An 18532-nucleotide genomic window follows, 5' to 3' on the forward strand; every position below is an offset into this window, starting at 1 on the left:
GTCAGGGCTTCAGCACCGACCGCAGGTGGCGCAACTGGCGTTCCACGTGCCCCCGCGGCAGGGAGTGCCCGGTGAACGGGAACACCGCGATGTCCTTGGGCGCCTTGATCTCGTTGTAGGCCGCGTACACCGTCGACGGCGGGCAGACGTCGTCCATCAGCCCGACCGTGAGCAGGCACTCCGCGGTGATCCGGCGGGCCAGCAGCGCGCAGTCGACGTACCGCAGGGTGTCCAGCGCGGCGGGCACGAGGTGGATGTTCTGGGCCAGGAAGTCGGCCACCTCGCTGTACGGCGGCTTGCCGGTGAGCGTGACCGCGCGCTGGAAGTCGCACAGGAACGGCACGTCCGCGTGGCACAGCTTGACCAGGTCGCCACTCAGCGCCGCCGCCGCGAGCGCCAGCCCGCCGCCCTGGCTGACGCCGGTGACCGCGATCCGGTCGCGGTCGACGCCGTCCAGCCCGGCCACGACCTCCACGGCCCGAGCCGCGTCCACGATCAGCCGCGTGAAGTAGTAGGACTCCGGCTTCTCGATGCCCCTGGTCAGCATGCCGGGGTGCGCCGGGCCGGCCAGCGCCGCGCCGGGGTCGCCGGTCGCGCCGACCGACCAGCGCCCGCCCTGGCCGCGGGTGTCCATCACGAACACCGCGAACCCGGTGCTGGGCAGCAGGGTGTGCTCGACCGGCAGGCCGCGCCCGCCGCCATAGCCGATGAACGTGACCACGGTCGGCAGGGGGGCGTCACCGCTGCCGGGCGGGCGGAGGTACCAGGCGCGGATCGGGTCGCCGTCCGCGCCGGAGAACTCGACGTCCGCGACCGGCAGCGACCCGTAGACCTCGGGCTCGTGCGGCGTCAGCACCGTCGGCCGCGCCGCCGCGCGGGCCTCGTCCAGCCTGACCTCCCACCACTGGTCAAGGCCTTCCGGCTCGACGGTGGGAGTGCGGTAGGCGACGAGCTGGTCGGCTGGCATGTCGAACCACGGCACGGGAGACCCCCAAGGCGCTTAACCGATTGACCGTCCGCAGACTACTCGCGCGCGGCTGCCGTGCGGACCGGTCTTCCGGGGCTAGACTCCCGTGATCAACAAGCGGTAGGGGGAGTCGGTGCGGGACAAGCGTCCGACCATCTCGGACATCGCGAAGGCGGCAGGCGTGTCGACCGGCGCGGTGTCGTACGCGCTCAACGGGCGGCCGGGTGTCTCGGAGACGACCCGGAGGCGGGTCATGGACATCGCGGACCGGCTCGGCTGGGTGCCGAGCAGCGCCGCCCGCTCGCTGTCCGACGGTCGGGCCAACGCGATCGGGCTCGTGGTCGACCGGCCCGCCCGCGAACTCGGCGTCGAGCCGTTCTTCGTGCAGTTGATCGCCGGGGTCCAGGACGCGCTCGCCGACGGTCCCACGGCGCTGCTGCTCCAGGTCACGGACGACGCCACGGCCGAGCTCGAAGCCTATCGCCGCTGGTGGGCGGGCCGCCGGGTGGACGGTGTGCTGCTGGCCGACCTGCGCGCCGACGACCCGCGCGTCGACCTGGTGCGCGAACTCGGCCTGCCGACGGTGATCCTCGCCGAACCCGTGCTGCCGGACCTGCCGTGCGTGTGGACCGACGACGAGTCCGCCGTGGCCGAGGTCGTCGAGTACCTGGTGGCGCTCGGCCACCGCCGGATCGTCCGGGTCGCCGGGCCGGACACGTTCGTGCACACCAGGATCAGGTCGAAGGCCTTCACCGAGGCCGCCGCGCGGCTCGGCCTGAGCGACGCCCGCGCCGTGCACGCCGACTACTCCGACGAGGCTGCGGCCCGCGTCACCCGCCGGGTGCTGACCGGTGCGGAGCCGCCGACCGCGATGGTGTTCGACAACGACGTGATGGCGGTGTCGGCGCTCGCCGTGGCCCACGAGCTCGGCATCCCGGTGCCGGACCGGCTGTCGATCGTCGCCTGGGACGACTCCGCGCTGTGCAGGCTGGTGCGTCCCGCGCTGACCGCCGTGCGCAGGCCGATAGCCGAACGGGGGGCGACCGCCGTGCGCCTGCTGCTCGACGTGATCGGCGGCGGCGAGCCCCGGCACGTCAAGACCTCGGACCCCGAGCTGGTGCCCAGGTCGAGCACCGGGCCCGTTTCCGACCAGGCCTTGTCCTCCCGCAATTAACCGCTTAACCTGGAATCGCCTGCCGGCTCACCACTTCTCGTGGCGAGGAATCGCATCCCTGCGATGGAAGGTGTTCCATGAAAGCGCTCTTCGCCGTCCTGCTGGCACTCGTGGCCTGCCTGACGCCCGCACTCCCCGCCTCGGCCGCCGCCCCCGTCCGGATCATGGCCCTCGGCGACTCGATCACCGGCTCACCCGGCTGCTGGCGCGCCCTGCTGTGGCAGCACCTGCAAACCTCCGGCCTCACCAACACCGACTTCGTCGGTACCCTGCCCGCACAGGGCTGCGGCTTCACCTACGACGGGGAGAACGAGGGCCACGGCGGCTTCCTGGCCACCAGGATCGCCGACGAGAACCAGCTACCGGGCTGGCTGTCCGCGACGCTGCCGGACGTCGTCCTCATGCACCTGGGCACCAACGACGTGTGGAACGGCATCCCCGCCACCACGATCCTCAACGCCTACACCAAGCTGCTCGGCCAGATGCGCGCGAGCAACCCCGCCACCAAGCTCCTGGTCGCCCAGATCATCCCGATGAACCCGAGCGGCTGCGCCGCGTGCGCCCAGCGGGTCGTCGACCTGAACAACGCCATCCCCGGCTGGGCGTCGGCCAACTCCACGACCCGCTCGCCGATCACCGTGGTCGACCAGTGGACCGGCTTCAGCACGGCGACCGACACCTACGACGGCGTGCACCCCAACGACACCACCGGCATCCGCAAGATCGAGAGCCGCTGGTACCCGCCGCTGGCCGCCGCGCTCTCCGGCACCCCGACGACCGGCACCGCGCTGGTCGGCACCCAGTCGGGCCGCTGCCTCGACGTCTCCGGCTCGGGCACCACCCAGCTCTGGGACTGCACCGGCGCCACCAGCCAGCGCTGGACCACCACGGCGGCGCGCGAACTCCGCACCGACGCCTCGACCTGCCTGGAGGGCACGACCCAGGGCACCACCACCCAGGCCCGCCCGTGCACCGGCGCGGCGAACCAGCAGTGGACGCTCAACACCGACGGTTCCCTCGCCAACGCCCAGTCCGGCCTGTGCCTGGACGCGATGGGCCAGGGCACCGCGAACGGCACCCGCACCGCCCCGTGGCCGTGCAACGGCCAGGCCAACCAGAAGTGGAGCCGCCGCTGACCGGACGGCGGCCACCCGCCCTGGCCGCCGGTCCCGTCAGAGCAGCAGGCCCGCGAGGAACCCGACGACCAGCAGCACCCCGGCCAGCGCGAGCAGGACGCCCCGCTGCCGGACGGGCGGTGTCATGAGCACCGCCTCCCACCGGTACCTCGCGGCGGTGGTCTTGAGGCAGGAGTGCCTGCGCTCGTTCGCGACCGCGAAACCCAGCGGTGGCTCGTCGGCGTGCCGCAGCGCGTCCGGCGCGGGGAACTTCCGGCGCAGCATCCAGCCCACGAGTTCGTCGAACTGCCTGGCCGTCCCGTTGTCCACGCACAGGTGGTACGCGGCGTGCAGGAACAGGCTGCCCGGTCTGAGCGTCAGGAGGTGGTCCTTCAGCGCGATCACGGCGAGGGTGGACACCAGGTCCTCGCCTTTCTGGCCGTAACCGAACCGCATGATCGTCAGCGCCGCGTTCCAGAGGTGCTCGTCCCCCTGGTCGGGCATGCCCTCCACCACCGCGGTCAGGTAGTCGTTGCGCACGAGTTGCCCGCGGATCGCCTGCCGCTCCTCGGGGGTGGGCTGCCCGAGCCGGGCCTCCATCTCGGCGAGCCCGGCCGCCACGTCCTCCTCGTTGGCCATCACGACGACCAGGCGGTCGTGGGGGACCTTGTGCCACAGGACCGCGGGCCGCGGCTCGGTCGGCGGCCGGTCGTCCTCCGACCGGCCGTGGTCGAGCGGGACGCCGAAGGTGGGCGGGACGACGGGGGTGATCATCGTGAGGTCCTCGTCGGGCGGGGCCGGGAACTGCCGCGCCGCGGCGGGTTCCGCGCCGCCGAGCGCTCGGACCACCCGGCCCACCCGGTCCGGCGCGCCACCCACCAGGTCGGCCACCCAGGCCCGGTACTCGGGCAGCCTGCCGGTCGACGCGTACTCCACGTAGGTCGAGACGAGCCTCTCCGCCGCGTCGGCGGCACCGTCCCCGGCCAGCGCCTCGTCCAGGTAGAGCCGCCGGTGACCGGTCTCCCCGGCGAGGGGCGCGGCGCGGAGGAACAGGACGGACGGCAGGTCCGGCACGTCGCGGCCGTCGGTGACCTCGTAGGTCGAGAACGTCCACGCGGGCAGCAGCGGCTCGGTGATCCGCCGCGACAGCCACACGAGTTCGGCGACGGCGTGCTCCGGCGCGTCCAGCACGGTCAGCCGGGCGAGGGGGTCGGCGAGCAGGGCGCGGACCACGGGGACGACGTAGTGCCGCTGCCGCAGCGAACGGCGGTCCAGTTCGGGGGCGACGGCGGCGTGGTGCTCGTGCAGCGCGTCGACGTGCAGCGTGTCGAGCGGGATCGCCGAGGACCCCTCCTGCCAGCGCCGCCAGTCCCACAGCGCGGCGGCGTGCTGCCCGAGGTCGCTCGCCGAGCCCACGATGGCGTGCGACCAGTTGCGCCCCGCCTCGCCCTCGTTGGTGCGGCGCAGCAGCGCGGCGGACCCGTCGCCGAACTCCAGGTAGGACAGCGAGTGGTCGGGCAGGTAGGACTGGCCCCCGACCTGGCTCGAGTGCAGCCGGACGTGGTTGCGCAGGCGTTCCTTCCACACCGCGACCCGGCTGGACGTCGTGGGGAAGGTGGTCCAGGCGATGTCCATCGCACCGCCCGCACCGGAGTCGACGAACCCGAACACGATCTGGTCGAGGTGGCCCCTCGCTTCCTGCCCCGCACCCATCACCGACCTACCTGGGCCGCTTCGGGGCCGGTGAGCACCCCGGTCATGGCGAGGAGCGCGACCAGCGGCCGCAGGACCCTCATCGGGTGGACGCCCCGCGGGTAGCGCTCGTCCTCGGCCGCCACGCCGGTGGCCGAGACGAAGTGCATCGTGCACCGGTCGAACCTGTCGTACAGGTCGCGGGCGAAGTTCGCCCCGTACTGGTCCAGCACCGCGTAGACGTCCCTGCTCTCGGTGAGGAAGTCGTTCGCCACCAGCGGTCCGCGGTCGTCCGGCAGGCGCAGCCACCGGTCGACCGGGTGCGTGTACCGCAACTGGTCGGACTTCATCAGGACGACGGTCGAGGGGATGGACCGGAGGTGCGGGACGACCCCCAGCCGCGCCAGCGCGTCGCTGATCCACTCGTTGCCGCCCGCCGTGCGGGCCATCACCTGGTCGGCGTCCTCGACGAACATCAGGGCGTTGGTGTTCAGCAGGAACCGCGACCTGAGGCTGTTGTGCGCCATCGCGCGGAAGTTCTCGCCCCCGGTGTCGAAGAAGATGACCGGCCGCTCGCCGGTGGGGGAGCGGACCAGGAGGAAGTCCGCGTAGCCCACGACACCGTCCCCCGTGCCGTCGAGGCTCTCCCCCCGCAGCATGGGCTCGATGTGCCCTCGGTGGAAGGCCGCGTGCTGGACACCGTCACCCGGCCTCGCGGTGACGCCCAGCGCGTTCGCCCGGCCGGTGACGAGCCCCTGGACCATCGCGGCCAGCAGGTGCGACTTCCCCGCTCGCGGGCGCCCCACCAGGCCGATCACCACCGGGGCCGGGCTCTGCCCCAGCACGACGGGCGTGTAGTGCTGCGGGGTGTCCTGCGACGGGTTGGGGCACCGGATGTAGCAGCTCGCGCGCTGGTCGGCGAGCTTGATCGGGTTCGTGGTGTCGACGGGCTCGACCGGCAGGAAGCGGCCGTCGCGCGGGGACCACCGCAGGAGTTGGTCCTCCACCCAGGGGAACTGGTCCTGGCACGTCGGGCAGGTGACGAGCGGCGCGGTCATCGTTCGGCTCCCATGCGGTCGTGCGGGCGGGGCGCGGGGCCCGCGGCCGTCGCGCTCGGCGGGGCCTGCGGCGGGTAGCCGGCGGACTTGACCGAGCGAACGGTGTCGAAGCGCGCCCTGCCGCGGTGGAGCGCGGCGTCCTGGTCGTCGGACGGGGCGGGCGCGGCGGCGTTCACCCGCCGCAGCAGGTCCACGGCGGACGGGCGTTCGTGCGGGTTGTCGGCGAACACGCCCGACAGCAGCGAGCGCAGCCACGGCACCGCCGTGCCGGACGGGTGCCCGTCGCCCGTCGTGGGCACCCCGGTGTACACCTCGTACAGCAGCCTGCCCGCCGCGAGGACGTCGTCCCCGTGGTGGGCGGGCGGCCACACCCCGGACCGCGACGGTTCGCCGCCGAGCACGGCGTGCTCGAAGTTGACGAGCCGCACCGAGGACCCGTCGAGCCGCAGCGCGGGCAGGCCGACGTTCCCGTGGACCAGGTCCACGGCGTCCAGGTGGGCGAGCGCCCGGAGCAGGCTCACGGTGAACTCCGTGCGCTGCGAGTCCAGCAGCCTGCCGACCGCGGTCGCCGCGCCCGTCGAGCTGTACCCGGTGAGGAGGGCGAACGGCTTGTCGCTGTCGAACTGGTACCCCAGCAGCCTGGGCAGCTCGGCAGGCGGCCGTTCGGCCCGGTACAGCCGCGTCGTCCGGGTCACCGCGCGGATCTCGTTGTCCAGCCACACCTGGGAGATCTCGGGTTGGACCGCCGAGGCCGGGGGCAGGGTGCGCAGGACGACCCGGTCGCCGGTGTTGAGCTTCCCCTCCGCCGTGCGGAGGACCGAGCCCGCCTCCACCGTGCCCGTCGTCCGCAGGCGCCACGTGCGCGGCGCGCCCCAGGCGTCCCGTCCGTGCAGGACGACCTCCTGGTCCCCGCTCACAGGTCACCGCCGGGGTCCGCCGACAGCGGGGGAGCGACCCGGCGCACGACGTCCCTGCGGAGCGGTACGAGGCGCAGGACGCCGACGACGTCCTGGTCGGTGTCCACGATCTCGTGGCCGATGACGCCGAACAGCTCCAGCACGTGCTCCGGCGCGAACCGGATGACCCGGACGCCGGACCAGTCGGGGTTGAGCCGCCTGATGTCGGACAGGTGGCAGAGCTGCCGCATCTCCTCGCGACCGGACGCCTTCAGCACGCGGCGCGCGTCGACCGAGTCCTCCCAGAACGCCTCCTCCAGCGCGCCCCTGGCGTCGACCGCCCCCATCGGCGGCCTGCGGTGCCCGCCGGAGCGGCGGAGGTAGTCGACGTACTCCTTCGTGAGGGTCCGCGCCCGGAGCGCCACCAGTCCGGGTTCCGCCGTCAGCGGAGCGCCCGAGGCGATGGCCCGCACGGACTCGTCCAGCGCCGTCGTGCTGATCCGCTCCAGGTCGCGGTGGATCACGTCGACCAGGTCGTGGTGGTTGCCGGTGCGGACGTCACCGTCCACGGGGCTCTCGGAGCAGGTCTCGGTGAAGACGGCCCGCACGTCGTCGCACCCGCCCGCGAGCAGCAGCGCGGCGTCGGCCGTCCGCCTGCGCAGGTCCGCGCTGCCCTGCCTGCCGACGACGAACTCGTCGACCAGCCCGACCAGCCCTTCGTGCACCGTCGCGGCCTGCCCCAGCAGGAGGGTCGAGGTCCAGCGGTCCACCTGCGCGCGCCACACCAGCACCAGCGCGGTCAGCGAGACGAGCACGGACAGCCCGCACACCAGCGCTTCGAACGGTTCGGGCACCGGGACCATCGGCGGGACCAGGAGACCGCCCGCCACGCCCGCGACGGCCGTCGCGCCGACCACGGCGAGCACCTTCCCGGTGGCAGGTCCGCCCGGCGGGCGCCTCGTCAGCAGGAACGCCAGCAGCCCCAGCCAGAGCGCGGCGGAGACCGGACCGGCGGCGATCCCCGAGACGGGCAGCGCCGCCGTGGCGAAGCAGGTGGCCAGCACGACGGGCAGCACCGCCAGCACCGGGCTCCACCGGTTCGCCCTGGCGGACTCCGGCCGTTCCAGCGCGACCCTGGTGGTGAACGCGTTGACGTTCGCGTCGCGGCCCGCCTGGGAGTTGGCCAGGTGCCGCAGCGCCCGGCTCGCGCCGAGCAGCGACCCGCTGCGCAACCGGCCCTTCAGCAGGGCGCCCGTCGTGGCCGCCACGGCGGAGTGGTCGACCGCCTGCGGGTGCGGCACGCCCATCGCGGCGAGGGCGTCGTCGTCGGGGGCGGGGAGCCGTTGCACCAGCGACACCGCCTCCAGTGCGATCGTCCGGTGCGCTTCGAGCGCGGCGCCCGCGAGGGCGACCCGTTCGCAGGCCGCGTCGCCACCGGTGGTGAACGCGCCGTTCCACCTGCGCAGCGCGGCGGTCGCGGCGACGGCGTCGGCCAGTCGCTGCTGGGCCGCCGCGCGCCTGCGGTGCAGCGGGGACCGCGGCACGACCGCCGCCGCGGTCCCCGTGCCCGCCCGCTTCCCGGCGGCCGGTTCCTCGGACGCGGGAGCCTGGTCGTTCGTGCCGGACATCTGCCGCAACGCCCGCAGCAGCAACGTGGTCAGCTCGGCGGGCTGGACCGACGGGTGCACGACGTCCGTGGCCGGGGAGGCGACGTGGAACGGGATCTCGCGCACCCTCCTGACCACCTCGTCGAAGACCGGCCGGGAGCCGAGCACCCGGAGCAGGTCGGCGAGCCCGTCCTCGACCTCCGGCTCCGACTGCCTGCCGCGATCGGTGCCGCCCTCCCACCGGACGCCCACCTCGCTGCCGACCCACAGCGTCACGCAGGCCTGCCCGAGCATGGACGACAGCCGCAGCGCGGGACTCCCGTGCTCGTCGGTGGTCATCGGTCCGACGAGCACCAGCACGATCTCGCGGACCTGGCCGATGGTGGCGAGCTGGTGGTAGCGCGAGTGGTTCTCCGCCGAACGGGACGCGAGGTCGACCACGACGATCCGGCTCGCCACGTTCCGGATCGCGGGCCCGTCGGGGTCGATCCCGGACGAGGCCCCCGGCCTGAGGTCGACGACGTCGACGAGCCGGGTCACCGGGAGAACCACTCGTGCAGGGCGCGCAGGTTGTGCTCGACCGCTCCGCTGTCGCCGAACCTCAGCTCCATGGCCGCCGGGAAGACGACCTCCCAGAACTCCAGCAGCGACTCCAGCCTCCGCCGCCCGGACTCCCGGTTCTGCGCCAGGAGTTCGGTGAGGTGCTTCGGCTCGGTCTCGGCGAGCGACACCAGTTCGAGGAACAGCCGCGACGGCTCGGAGGGCGTGCTGGTCAGGCGCGCGGGCACGCTCCTCGTCAGCTTCTCGCAGAACTGCCTGCGGATGTCCTCGCTGTCGGCCAGCACCCACCGCTCGTAGGCGGCGATCACGCTGCCCCAGCTCGACCGGTGGCCGTAACCCTGGAGGTCCAGCCGCATGTTGACGCCGAGCGACACCGTGATCGACTCCGGCGAGGTGTCGGTACCGGTCGGGACGACCTCGCCGTTCCACACCGCGCACAGCAGGTGGTGCAGGATCCTCGTCCGGTCGTCCGCCGTGGTGGCCAGGTAGGGCGACTGGTAGTCGAGCCGCTGCCGCCAGTGCAGGAAGTCGTCGTGCTGGTCGTCGTGCAGCGCCTCGGCCCAGAACCGCAGCACCTCGCGCACCTCGTCGACCTCGGTGAGGCCCATCGAGGAGCGGACCAGCACCACCGCGATCGACTCCGTGTCGACCGGCCGGAACTCCTCGTGCGTGTTCTCGTTGGCGGGCAGGTAGATCTCCCGCCGGAGCAGGTTCTCCAGCTCGACGTCCCGGTTGGACGCGGGGTAGGAGTAGAGGACCTTGAGCTGGCCCTTGCCGCTGGGCGCGAACCCGCCGGGCACGAGGCCCGCGAGCTTCTGCTGGAACTGCGCCAGGTCCTCCTCGCTGACCCTGTCCTTCTCCCGGCCGCTCGCCGCCGTCAGCAGGTCGTGCATCCGGGGCAGCAGCGGCTGGCGGTTGTCGTTGTAGGTGAACAGCCACTTGACGGCCTTCTTCAGCTCACCGCGCACGTACGACACGGCCTGGGCGGCGTCCCGCTCCTGGTGGATCTCGAACGCGGTGCGCCAGCCCTGGTCGCCGAGGATCTCGCCGACCACCTGCGCGGTCGTCGCGGCGGGCCGGAGGCGGTCCACCTCCACGTAGTGGTCGACGAACCGCCGCACCACGGCGGCGTAGAACGCGCCGAGGTCGCCCTGGCGCGGCAGCAGGTACGACACGCCGACCCGGTGCTCGAACAGGGCCCGCGACCGCCGCTCGAACATCGCGTTGTCGGACTGGGCGTGCTGCTCGAACGCCTTCGTCAGGTCGGTCAGGTCCCGTTGCGCCGCGCGGAGCTTGCGCTCCCAGCGGCTCGCCTGGTCACCCCACGCGGCGTGCCACGCGCACTGCCCGCGCCACGTGTACCAGTCGTTCTGCCGCCGGATCGAGTCGCGCACCGACGGGTCGGAGAACTTGGCCCTGCCGATCATCCGCGCCCGCACGACCTGCGGGGCGGGCGCGATCAGGCTGATGCCGGGAGGCGGCTGCGGTTCGCTGCGGCGCGATTCCAGCACCAGCCCGAAGCCCCGCTTGCTGACCTCGTCGGTGATCGCCTCGTGGCCCATCACGACGCGCCGCAGGCGGAACAGGTCGATCGAGCCGAGCAGCGAGCGCAGCGCGCTGTGCGGGTCGAAGTTCTGCGTGAGCTGCGGGACCTGCTGGGCGAGTTGCTGCCCGAGCGTGAACAGGTTCGCCTCCATCGTCCGCGCGCGGGCCCCGAGCGCGGCGAGGATCGCGTCCGCGCCGTTGGACGCCGCGGGCTCGCTGACGGGGATCGCCGCCCGGTGCCAGACCGGGTCGATGTTGGCGTCGGTGAAGAACTTCGCGACCAGCTCGCGGTTGTTCTCCGCCTGGCCGGGCGGCGGCTCGGACAGCTCGCGCACGGCGTCGGCGAGCAGTCGCGAGCTGACGATGTCGGCGAGTTCGTCGTCCGGGACGGTCAGCGACGCGACCGAACTCGTCGACACGCCCTTGCGCCCGATGCCGGTGGAGGCCTGGACGCTCCGCTCGGCCGCCTTGTTGATGAAGCTGTCGGCGAAGGACTGGAACTCCTGCTGCCCGAGGGACTTGCCGTCCGAGTCGCGCGGCAGGTCGCTGCCGACGAGCGAGAGCACCATGGACACGACCGACCGGTGCAGGTCCTCGCGCCGCATGCCCGCGTTGCCGCTGAACAGGAACGCCGTCTGCACGGTGCTCGGCCGCAGCTTGATCTCGTCGCGCGCCGGGTACCGCACGGCCAGCGACCCCGACACGCCCCGGCTGTCCAGGTCGATGCCCGCGTCGGACGAGTTCTGCTCGTCGACCATCCGGAACAGGTCGAGCAGCGCGCGTCCCGAGTTGAGCTTCGCGGCCCGGCCGCCGCCCAGCCCCTCCTCGAACGCGGACGGCATCAGCACCAGCGGGTAGATCCGGGCCCGGTACTGGCCGCGGTTGAGCGCGTCGCCGATGAGGTGCAGGTAGTCGTAGAACAGGCCGCTGCCGGTGCCGCCCGCGACGGAGAACGCGACGAACACGTCGATCGAGCCCCGCAGCTTGCCGCCCAGCTCGCTGAGCTGGCCCCCGGAGTTGTTGATGTCGCCGATGGCGTCGGCGAGGGGGCTCTGCGCGGCACCGAGACCGTCCTTGAAGGTCTCGAAGAGCGCCGCCCGCCCCACGGTCGGGAACTGGCCCGCGCCCTTGGACAGCGGCGCGACCTTGGGCTCGCCCTGCGGCGGCGGGAGCCAGCCCTCCCAGTAGTCGGAGGACAGCAGGCGCAGGCTGCGCGCGACCTCGGGATACGTGTCGTGCGGCGGGACGAGCCCGCGCACCATCCGCATCGTCCGCTGAGCCGCGGGCAGGTGGGACCGGTCGGGCACCGCCCGGCTCTCCACGTGGCCGAACTCGTCCTCGGCCAGGTCGGCGTAGACGAACTGGAGGCACTTGGGCAGTTGGTAGGGCAGGAAGTTCTGGCCGGGCATGGCGCTCTGGAGCGCGGTGCCGTCCGGCCCGCACAGCTCCGCGCGGAACCTCCGTTCCAGCTCGGCGCCCACGCGGCACCCGGTCCCGCCCAACCCGACGAACATCATCGGCTGGTAGATCTTCATGTGGTTCCTTCCGGCGGCGTGGTCAGAGGTCCGAGTCGGTCCACGCGGCGTACGCGGACGCTGGTTCGTGCTCGTCCGGGGGGCGCGTCTCGTCGGTCACCGTGAGGGTCAGGCCCTCGCCGATGTCGTGCGGCTGGTCGAGGTGGAACGGCGGGGAGTCGCCGTACGGGGACGTGACGCGCAGCCCCCGCTTGGACCGGGTGAGCCTGCGCAGGTCCGGGTCCCCGCGCTCGGCGGGCCGGATCGACGGCACGCCGCCCGCGCTCACCTCGACGACGAAGGTGATCACCTTCGTGGAGGAGGCGGGAGCGGGCAGGAAACCGGAACCCGCCCCGTTCCCCACGGTGATCCGCAGCCCCCGCAGGTCGGCGGCGCGACGTCTGGTCGCGACCAGGTGCGCGACCCCGCCGACCAGCGCCAGCAGCGCGGCGCCCGCGATCACGATCCACCAGGGGAAGGGCTTCGCCACCGTCGTGGTGAAGGGGAAGCTCTGGTAGACGACCGACGGGTCGGCGTCGTCGACGAGCTTGAGCTGGGCGGTGACCGCGCCCTCCGCGGCCCCGTCGCCCATCCGCAGGTCGACGTCGAAGCCGCTGTTGCCCACGGGCACCTCGCGCACCGCGTCGTCGACCGTGATCAGCGATCCGCTGTCCTGGTCCAGTTGCACGCGGACCTTCCTGGGACCCCCGGAGTTGTTCGTGACGTCCAGGTGCGCGGTGACGGTCCCGCCGGGGGCCACCGTGTCCGTGATGGTCGGCAGCGTCGCGCCCGCCAGCACCGCGGGCGGTCCCTTCGCGACGGTCGCGCTGGCCGTCGGGTGGTCCCCGCTGATGCCGATCCCGGTGACGTGCCCGGTGAACGTGATCTGCCCGGTCGCGTCCGCAGGCAGCGTCACGCGTCCGGTATACGTGCCGTCGTCGGCGGTCGGGTCGGGGGACTGGCCGTTGTCGGACAGCCCGATCGACTCGGCGGGCCCGGCACCCTTGACCTCCGCGGTGAAGCTGAGGGTGCGCAGGACGGCCGTGTTGGTGACCGGGCCGCGCCGGGTGCGCAGCCGCACCGAGACGGTGACCGGTTGGCCCGCGCTGAGCGTGGACGAACCGGGTTGGACGATCGCCTGCACGGCGCCCTGCCAGGTGACCGCGGTGCTGACGTTCTGCGCGGGCACTCCCGCGGCCGAGGTGATCCGCACGGTCCAGGTGCCGGGCTTGGGGTCGACGATGCGCAGCGCCTCGACGGGGCCGCTCTGCCCGCTGCCCTCGTAGGTCGACCCGTCGGCGCTGCCCGCCTTGGGGGAGGCCTCCGAGGTCCCCGGCGCGATGAACTCCACCCCGACCCTGGGGTCGTGCTTGATCACGATGATCGAGCCGTCGGTGGCGATGTCCGGGATGTCGACCTTCGCCTCGACCGACCCGCCGGAGGTGAGCTGCTGCTCGTTGATCGGGCCGATGCCGGCGCAGCGGGCCGAGCTGTAGGACTCGAAGATGGCTCGCTTGACGTCCGCCGAGCTGGTGACGACGGTGGACTTCGGCGTCGGCGTGCCCGGTCCGCAGGAGCCCTGGTGGCCACCGGCGGCGAACTCGTCCAGCGCCTTGGCGTCGACCGCGCCGAACCCGAGCGGCCACACCTGGACCTTGGCGTTCCGCGCGGTGACGAGGCCGTCGACGATCACGTCGTGCGCGGCGCTGTTGCGCTGGTCGGGGGTCTTGCCGCTCCCGTAGCGCTCGCTGTCGCCGACGTCGAGCTTGCCGTCGGTCAGCAGGAAGATGATCTTCGGCTCGTCGGCCTGGTCCCCGGACAGGTAGGTGAGGGCCTGCGCCAGCGCCTGCGCGTGGTCGGTCCCGTCGCCCCGGTCCTTCTCGCGGATCCTCAACTGGTCGACGCAGGTGCTGAGCCGCTGGCGCTCGGCGCTGGTCGAGACCGTCGTCGGCGGGCACACGGCGTCCACCGGCGACACCCCGCCGCTGTCGCTGCCGAACCCCACGACCGCCACGGTCGACTTCGGGGAGAACTCCGCTTGGGCGATGAGCCCGGCCGCCTCCTTCTCGCGGGCCATGTCCTCCGGCGAGATGCTGCCCGACTCGTCCACCAGCACCACGATGTGAGCGGGCTTGATCTCGACGGGCGCCTGCGCCTGCCGCCGGGCGGAGGACGGGGGTGTGGCGGTGATCGGCAGCAGCAGACCGATCGCGGTCAGTGCGAGGAGACGCGCTTTCCACGTCGCTCTCGCGCGCCGCGGGACTACGGGAAAAGATGGCGTGGCCAAAGAGCCACCTCCGTATTTGCTTGCGAACTTGGCGCAGGAAGTCGGTGCCGTCCGACGTGGCACCGATCAATCAGCACATCGACCTTCGCCATGATGCTGTTACGAGGTGGCATTTCGATGGTCAAACACCGGTCAAATAGTGGTCATTATTCGACGGAATGGATTTGTCCATAACACGGACACGTCTTCCGGCGACCGCGCGACACGCTTCGGGGGACGCGTTCCTAGCGGGATTCGGAAACCACCTCGCGCGCCATCGACAGGAACCTCCTGCCGAACGGCAGGAGTTCGTCGGCGGCGAGGGCCTGGCCGATCCCGTGCAGCACCTCGGCGGTGGCGCGCGCCGTGGCGCGGGAGAGGTCCGCTTCGCCGGGTGCCTCGGTCCCGAGGCGGTCGGGCGACCAGCGGTGGGTGAGCACGGTGGTCCGCACGGTGCGGTAGAACGCGCTGACCAGCGTGAACGCCGCGATTCCCGGAACGAGGTCGCTGATGTGGCCGGGGTCGCGGCGCCACGGGGTGTCGTAGCGCCGCCGGTCCGGTCCGTGCATGGGGCGTTCCCACAGGAGGGTCCGCAGCCTGGTCCTGGCGTGTTCGCGGACCAGTGCCTCGGCGATCCGCAGCGGGTTCTCGTCGCCCAGGCTGATGCCGAACGCGCCGACGGTCGCCTCCGCCGTCGAACTGACCATCTCGCGTTCCGGCAAACCGAACTTCCGGCCGTCCGGCTGGTGGTGGGGAATCAGGATCCGCAAGGTGCGGTCGACCTGGTTCCCGGCGGCGGGATCGAGGAACGAGAGCAGGCAGGAACCGGAATCGACGACCTCCACCCACCTTCGCGCGCGGGGAAGTCCGGAAGAGAGTCGTTCGATCGGGAGAGGGCCGTCCGCGAGGCGGGTGTCGAATCCGTCGAGCACGAATCCGCTGTGCCGGGTCTGGGGCAGGACGAAGGAGAGGGTGGTCCCGGAAATCATCGGCCGCGGTGTTTCCCTGAGCATGAGCAGCGGGTCGAACTCCACGGTGCCGCCGCCGGTGGTGATCCGCGTGGTGCCGTCCTCGGCGACCGCGACGGTGCCGATGGCGCCGTCCACGACGAGCCTGCCCAGGTGCAGCGGGGCCACCACACCGGACCACGGCACGACCGGTTCGGTCCGGCCGGACTGGGCGGCGGCGAGCAGGCCGCCGAGGCCCGCCGCCGAGATCTCGGTCGGGTGGCCGGTCAGCCACGGCTCGACGCCGGGCTGCGAGAGCACGTCCTGGAGGAGCGTGCGGGGCGCGTCGGCCAGCAGGTCGAGCAGGGTGAGGACGTCGTGCCGGACGATGGGGGCCGCCGCGTCGAGGTGGGCGGGCAGCAGGTCGGCGACCAGGGCCAGGCGCCTGCGGTACACGGCTTCGCGCAAGCCGCGGTGGACGGCCGGGTCGTCCTCGTAGCGCAGGAACGCGGTCAGGTGGTCGTCGGACCAGGACCCGGTGTCCGGCAGGTCGAGGCGGGCGCGCAGGCGGTCGACTACGGCGACGGCGTGGCGGGTGTTCACCGTGATCCGCTCCCGTGGTGGTTGGTGTCCTCGTGGTCCGGTGGCACCCCCCGATGGTGGCCGGGCCACGCCGTGCGGAGTCGGGCCGGCTTCCTCGCGCACCCCTCACAGCGCGAGGAAGTCAGCTCGCTCGTCTCCGACCGAAGTGCGCGTCCGGCTTGCTGAACTCGTGGGGTCAGAATTCCACGGGCGACGGCCGCGACGACCGGATGTCCGCCCTTTGGCGTGTTTTTGGCATGCGCGGACCGTCCCGTGGCGCCGGATCCCGAGTGGCGGGTGGTCGGTGGAGAAGCCGTTCCGCCGGGTGGCGGCGTACCGAATCGACCGGCCCGACCAGAGGGGGTCCGATTGCGTCGCGACGCGCAGACCACCGTGTCGACCGGTGGTCGGCGCGGGCGTTCACGCGGACTTCGGGCCCTTCGCGCGCTGTCTATCTATTGGCCGTTTTCCGCGAACTTTTCCCGAACTCCGCGGTGGTTCGATTGATCTCATGACAGCGGAACTCCCCAGTGAACCCATCGACGCCGTGGCGGCGTGGCAGCGCTTGTCGTCCGTGGTGGTGCATTCCTCACCCGCGTTCCAGGTCAGGCAGGACGAGGTCGTCGGGCCGGACGGCGGCCACGAGGCCTGCACCCACGTCGTGGTGCCCGCCTCGGTCACCGTCCTGGCCGTCGACGACCAGGACCGCGTGGTCCTCACCCGCCAGTGGGTGTACACGCACGGCGGCACCGAGTGGCGCCTGCCCGGAGGTCCGGTCACGGCCGCGGACGACGACCCGGCCGCCGCGGCGCGCCGGGAACTCGCCGACAGCACGGGGTTGCGCGCGTCGGTGTGGACCAGGATCGGGCGGGTCCACGGGGCGGACCTGGTCTGCGACCACGTGGAGCACCTGTTCCGCGCGGACGGCGTGACGGCGGGCGACCGGCTCCGCCGCCGCACGCCGCGGATGCGCCGCGTGCCCTTCCGCGAGGTGGTCGACCTGGTGCGCCTGGGGAGGCTGCCGCACGCGGGCAGCGGTCACGCCGTGCTCGCCGAGGCGCTGCGCCGCACGGGCTCCTGATTCCGCGGGCGTCGCGCCGGGCTGAACGCCTGGTCGGCGCCGTTTCCTGTTTCCCGCTCATTCCGGAAACAGGAAACCCATTCTCACGGCTCCGCTGCCGGCCCATTGTTGTCCCATCGGCGAGAACAACAGCCGGGCCGGCGGATCCCCGAAATCGGGTTTCAGCCAGCGGGTGAGCAATCGAATGGTCGGCGGAAAAAAAGCCGCTTTCCCACGTCTATTCGGCATGCCTTCTTCCGCTGGGGCGACTGTCGGTTCGTGCGGTTCTCCGAAAGGGGAAAGGAGGAGTTGTCATGGAGCCGCACTTCATCGCTACCGCTTCCACCGTCGTCCTCTAGTCCCGTGCCATGCTCTCCGCGCCGCTCCGATCGGGAGCCGCGCGGGGGGCAGGGGCGCCGGGCCAGTCCCGCGTCCGGGGACGCCACTGGATCCCGTAACCGTGAGCGGGTCGCGGGTGCGGGAACGACACCTCCACCTCACCGATCCCGTTGACCTCCAGCAGGTCGCCCCCCTCGGCCTGGTCGTCGAGATCGCGGTGGAACGCGCCGTCCACCCGCCACAGCGCGGCGGGCGGGTCGTCCAGGGGGAACCGCGCCACCAGACGGAACAGGTCGCACCCGCGCTCGGGCCAGAACACGTACGTCGGCCGCATCGGCTGACCCCTGGGCACCCGCACCTCCAACGAGTACTGGTGGGTCTGCCCGGCCCGCAACGCACGCGGCAGCCGCAACCGCATCAGGAACCGCCGCGGCGACGGCCGCTCCGCGGAGATCAGCTCCACACCGTGCAGGACCTGCACGTCCAGGTCGCCGGGCACACCGCTCTCGGACGCCGGGGGCAGGCTGATCGACCACACCACCTCGTCCACGCCGTCGCGCTCGGCCCGGATCGTGCGGCGCTCGGTGCACGTCGGCGTCTCGCCGTCCAGGCGCAGCAGCGCGTCGAACTCGACCAGCCGCCACCCGTTCTCCGGATCCGGGGCCTCGGCCGGGACGACCCGTTCCAGCGCGGCCTCCACGAGCCGGGTCAGCCCCGCCTCGACCCGGCGGCGGATGGTCCGGTGCCCGCGGTCCTGGAGCTTGGCGAGCCAGTCGACCCGGTCGTTGAGGAACCGCGACTGGGCCTCCTCGTGCAGCCCGAGTGGCGCGAGCACGGCCAGCCGCAGCTCGGTCGGGAACTGGTCGACGATGTCGGTCACCCAGCGGCCGAGTTTGACGCGGATCATCTCGGGGCCGTCGGACGGGACGATGCCGCACACCTCGCGCAGCGCGGGTCCGACCTGCCGGTCAATTCCGGGCGCCTGCACTCCCTGGCCACGGCACAGCGCTCGCAACTCGTTCATCAGCGACGTGGATGTGGCGGTCATCGGCCCTCCGGGCAAACAGCGTACGAAATCATGATTCACCTGCGACCTGCGGTGAGAACGTTTTCCCTCTGCTCGTTGTGATTGTGCGTCCCGATGGTGCCATCGAATCGCCGTTGGCCATTGTTACGACTCGCACTCCCGCCAGACTCCGATCGTTACAC

General features: G+C 72.4%; 12 protein-coding genes. 3 read left to right on the forward strand and 9 right to left on the reverse strand.

What is annotated here, in order from left to right:
* Position 1 precedes the first annotated feature (1 nt).
* Positions 2-967 (reverse strand): acetylxylan esterase, encoded by a 966-nt coding sequence (locus tag NZH93_RS11465; RefSeq protein ID WP_259622972.1) that lies wholly within the window; start codon positions 965-967, stop codon positions 2-4.
* Between the two features lie 133 nt (positions 968-1100).
* On the opposite strand from NZH93_RS11465, the gene NZH93_RS11470 reads away from it, so the two are divergent.
* Positions 1101-2141: a LacI family DNA-binding transcriptional regulator gene (locus NZH93_RS11470; protein WP_259622973.1), complete on the forward strand. Its 1041-nt coding sequence runs from the start codon at positions 1101-1103 to the stop codon at positions 2139-2141.
* 77 nt (positions 2142-2218) lie between these two features.
* Complete coding sequence (locus NZH93_RS11475; protein ID WP_259622974.1) at positions 2219-3277, forward strand: ricin-type beta-trefoil lectin domain protein; 1059 nt, start codon at positions 2219-2221, stop codon at positions 3275-3277.
* A gap of 36 nt (positions 3278-3313) precedes the next feature.
* On the opposite strand, the gene NZH93_RS11480 is transcribed toward NZH93_RS11475, so the two are convergent.
* From NZH93_RS11480 to NZH93_RS50625, 7 genes are all read right to left on the reverse strand, one after another.
* Positions 3314-4969, reverse strand: a complete 1656-nt coding sequence (locus tag NZH93_RS11480) for a hypothetical protein (RefSeq protein WP_259622975.1) — start codon at positions 4967-4969, stop codon at positions 3314-3316.
* On the reverse strand, positions 4969-6006 hold the full coding sequence (locus tag NZH93_RS11485; RefSeq protein ID WP_259622976.1) for a GTPase: 1038 nt from the start codon (positions 6004-6006) through the stop codon (positions 4969-4971). Before NZH93_RS11485 ends, NZH93_RS11480 begins: the two co-directional genes overlap by 1 nt.
* A complete protein-coding gene (locus tag NZH93_RS11490) occupies positions 6003-6923 on the reverse strand; it encodes a hypothetical protein (RefSeq protein WP_259622977.1) in 921 nt (306 codons plus the stop codon). The genes NZH93_RS11485 and NZH93_RS11490 overlap by 4 nt, the downstream gene beginning before the upstream one ends.
* The gene (locus NZH93_RS11495; protein WP_259622978.1) at positions 6920-9049 is read right to left on the reverse strand and encodes a hypothetical protein; all 2130 of its coding nucleotides are present in this window, start codon (positions 9047-9049) and stop codon (positions 6920-6922) included. The genes NZH93_RS11490 and NZH93_RS11495 overlap by 4 nt, the downstream gene beginning before the upstream one ends.
* The gene (locus NZH93_RS11500) at positions 9046-12150 is read right to left on the reverse strand and encodes a tubulin-like doman-containing protein (RefSeq protein WP_259622979.1); all 3105 of its coding nucleotides are present in this window, start codon (positions 12148-12150) and stop codon (positions 9046-9048) included. Before NZH93_RS11500 ends, NZH93_RS11495 begins: the two co-directional genes overlap by 4 nt.
* Before the next feature lie 22 nt (positions 12151-12172).
* A complete protein-coding gene (locus tag NZH93_RS11505) occupies positions 12173-14416 on the reverse strand; it encodes a VWA domain-containing protein (protein ID WP_259622980.1) in 2244 nt (747 codons plus the stop codon).
* A 224-nt stretch (positions 14417-14640) separates the two neighbouring features.
* Positions 14641-15945, reverse strand: a complete 1305-nt coding sequence (locus NZH93_RS50625) for an aKG-HExxH-type peptide beta-hydroxylase (RefSeq protein ID WP_259622981.1) — start codon at positions 15943-15945, stop codon at positions 14641-14643.
* Between the two features lie 490 nt (positions 15946-16435).
* Between NZH93_RS50625 and NZH93_RS11515 the strand changes: the two genes are divergently transcribed.
* A complete protein-coding gene (locus NZH93_RS11515) occupies positions 16436-17005 on the forward strand; it encodes an NUDIX domain-containing protein (protein ID WP_259622982.1) in 570 nt (189 codons plus the stop codon).
* A 334-nt stretch (positions 17006-17339) separates the two neighbouring features.
* Here the strand turns inward: NZH93_RS11515 and NZH93_RS11520 are convergent, their stop codons facing one another.
* The gene (locus NZH93_RS11520) at positions 17340-18371 is read right to left on the reverse strand and encodes a hypothetical protein (RefSeq protein ID WP_259622983.1); all 1032 of its coding nucleotides are present in this window, start codon (positions 18369-18371) and stop codon (positions 17340-17342) included.
* Between the last annotated feature and the right edge of the window lie 161 nt (positions 18372-18532).

This window comes from Umezawaea endophytica (genome assembly GCF_025061645.1).
GTDB lineage: Bacteria > Actinomycetota > Actinomycetes > Mycobacteriales > Pseudonocardiaceae > Umezawaea > Umezawaea endophytica.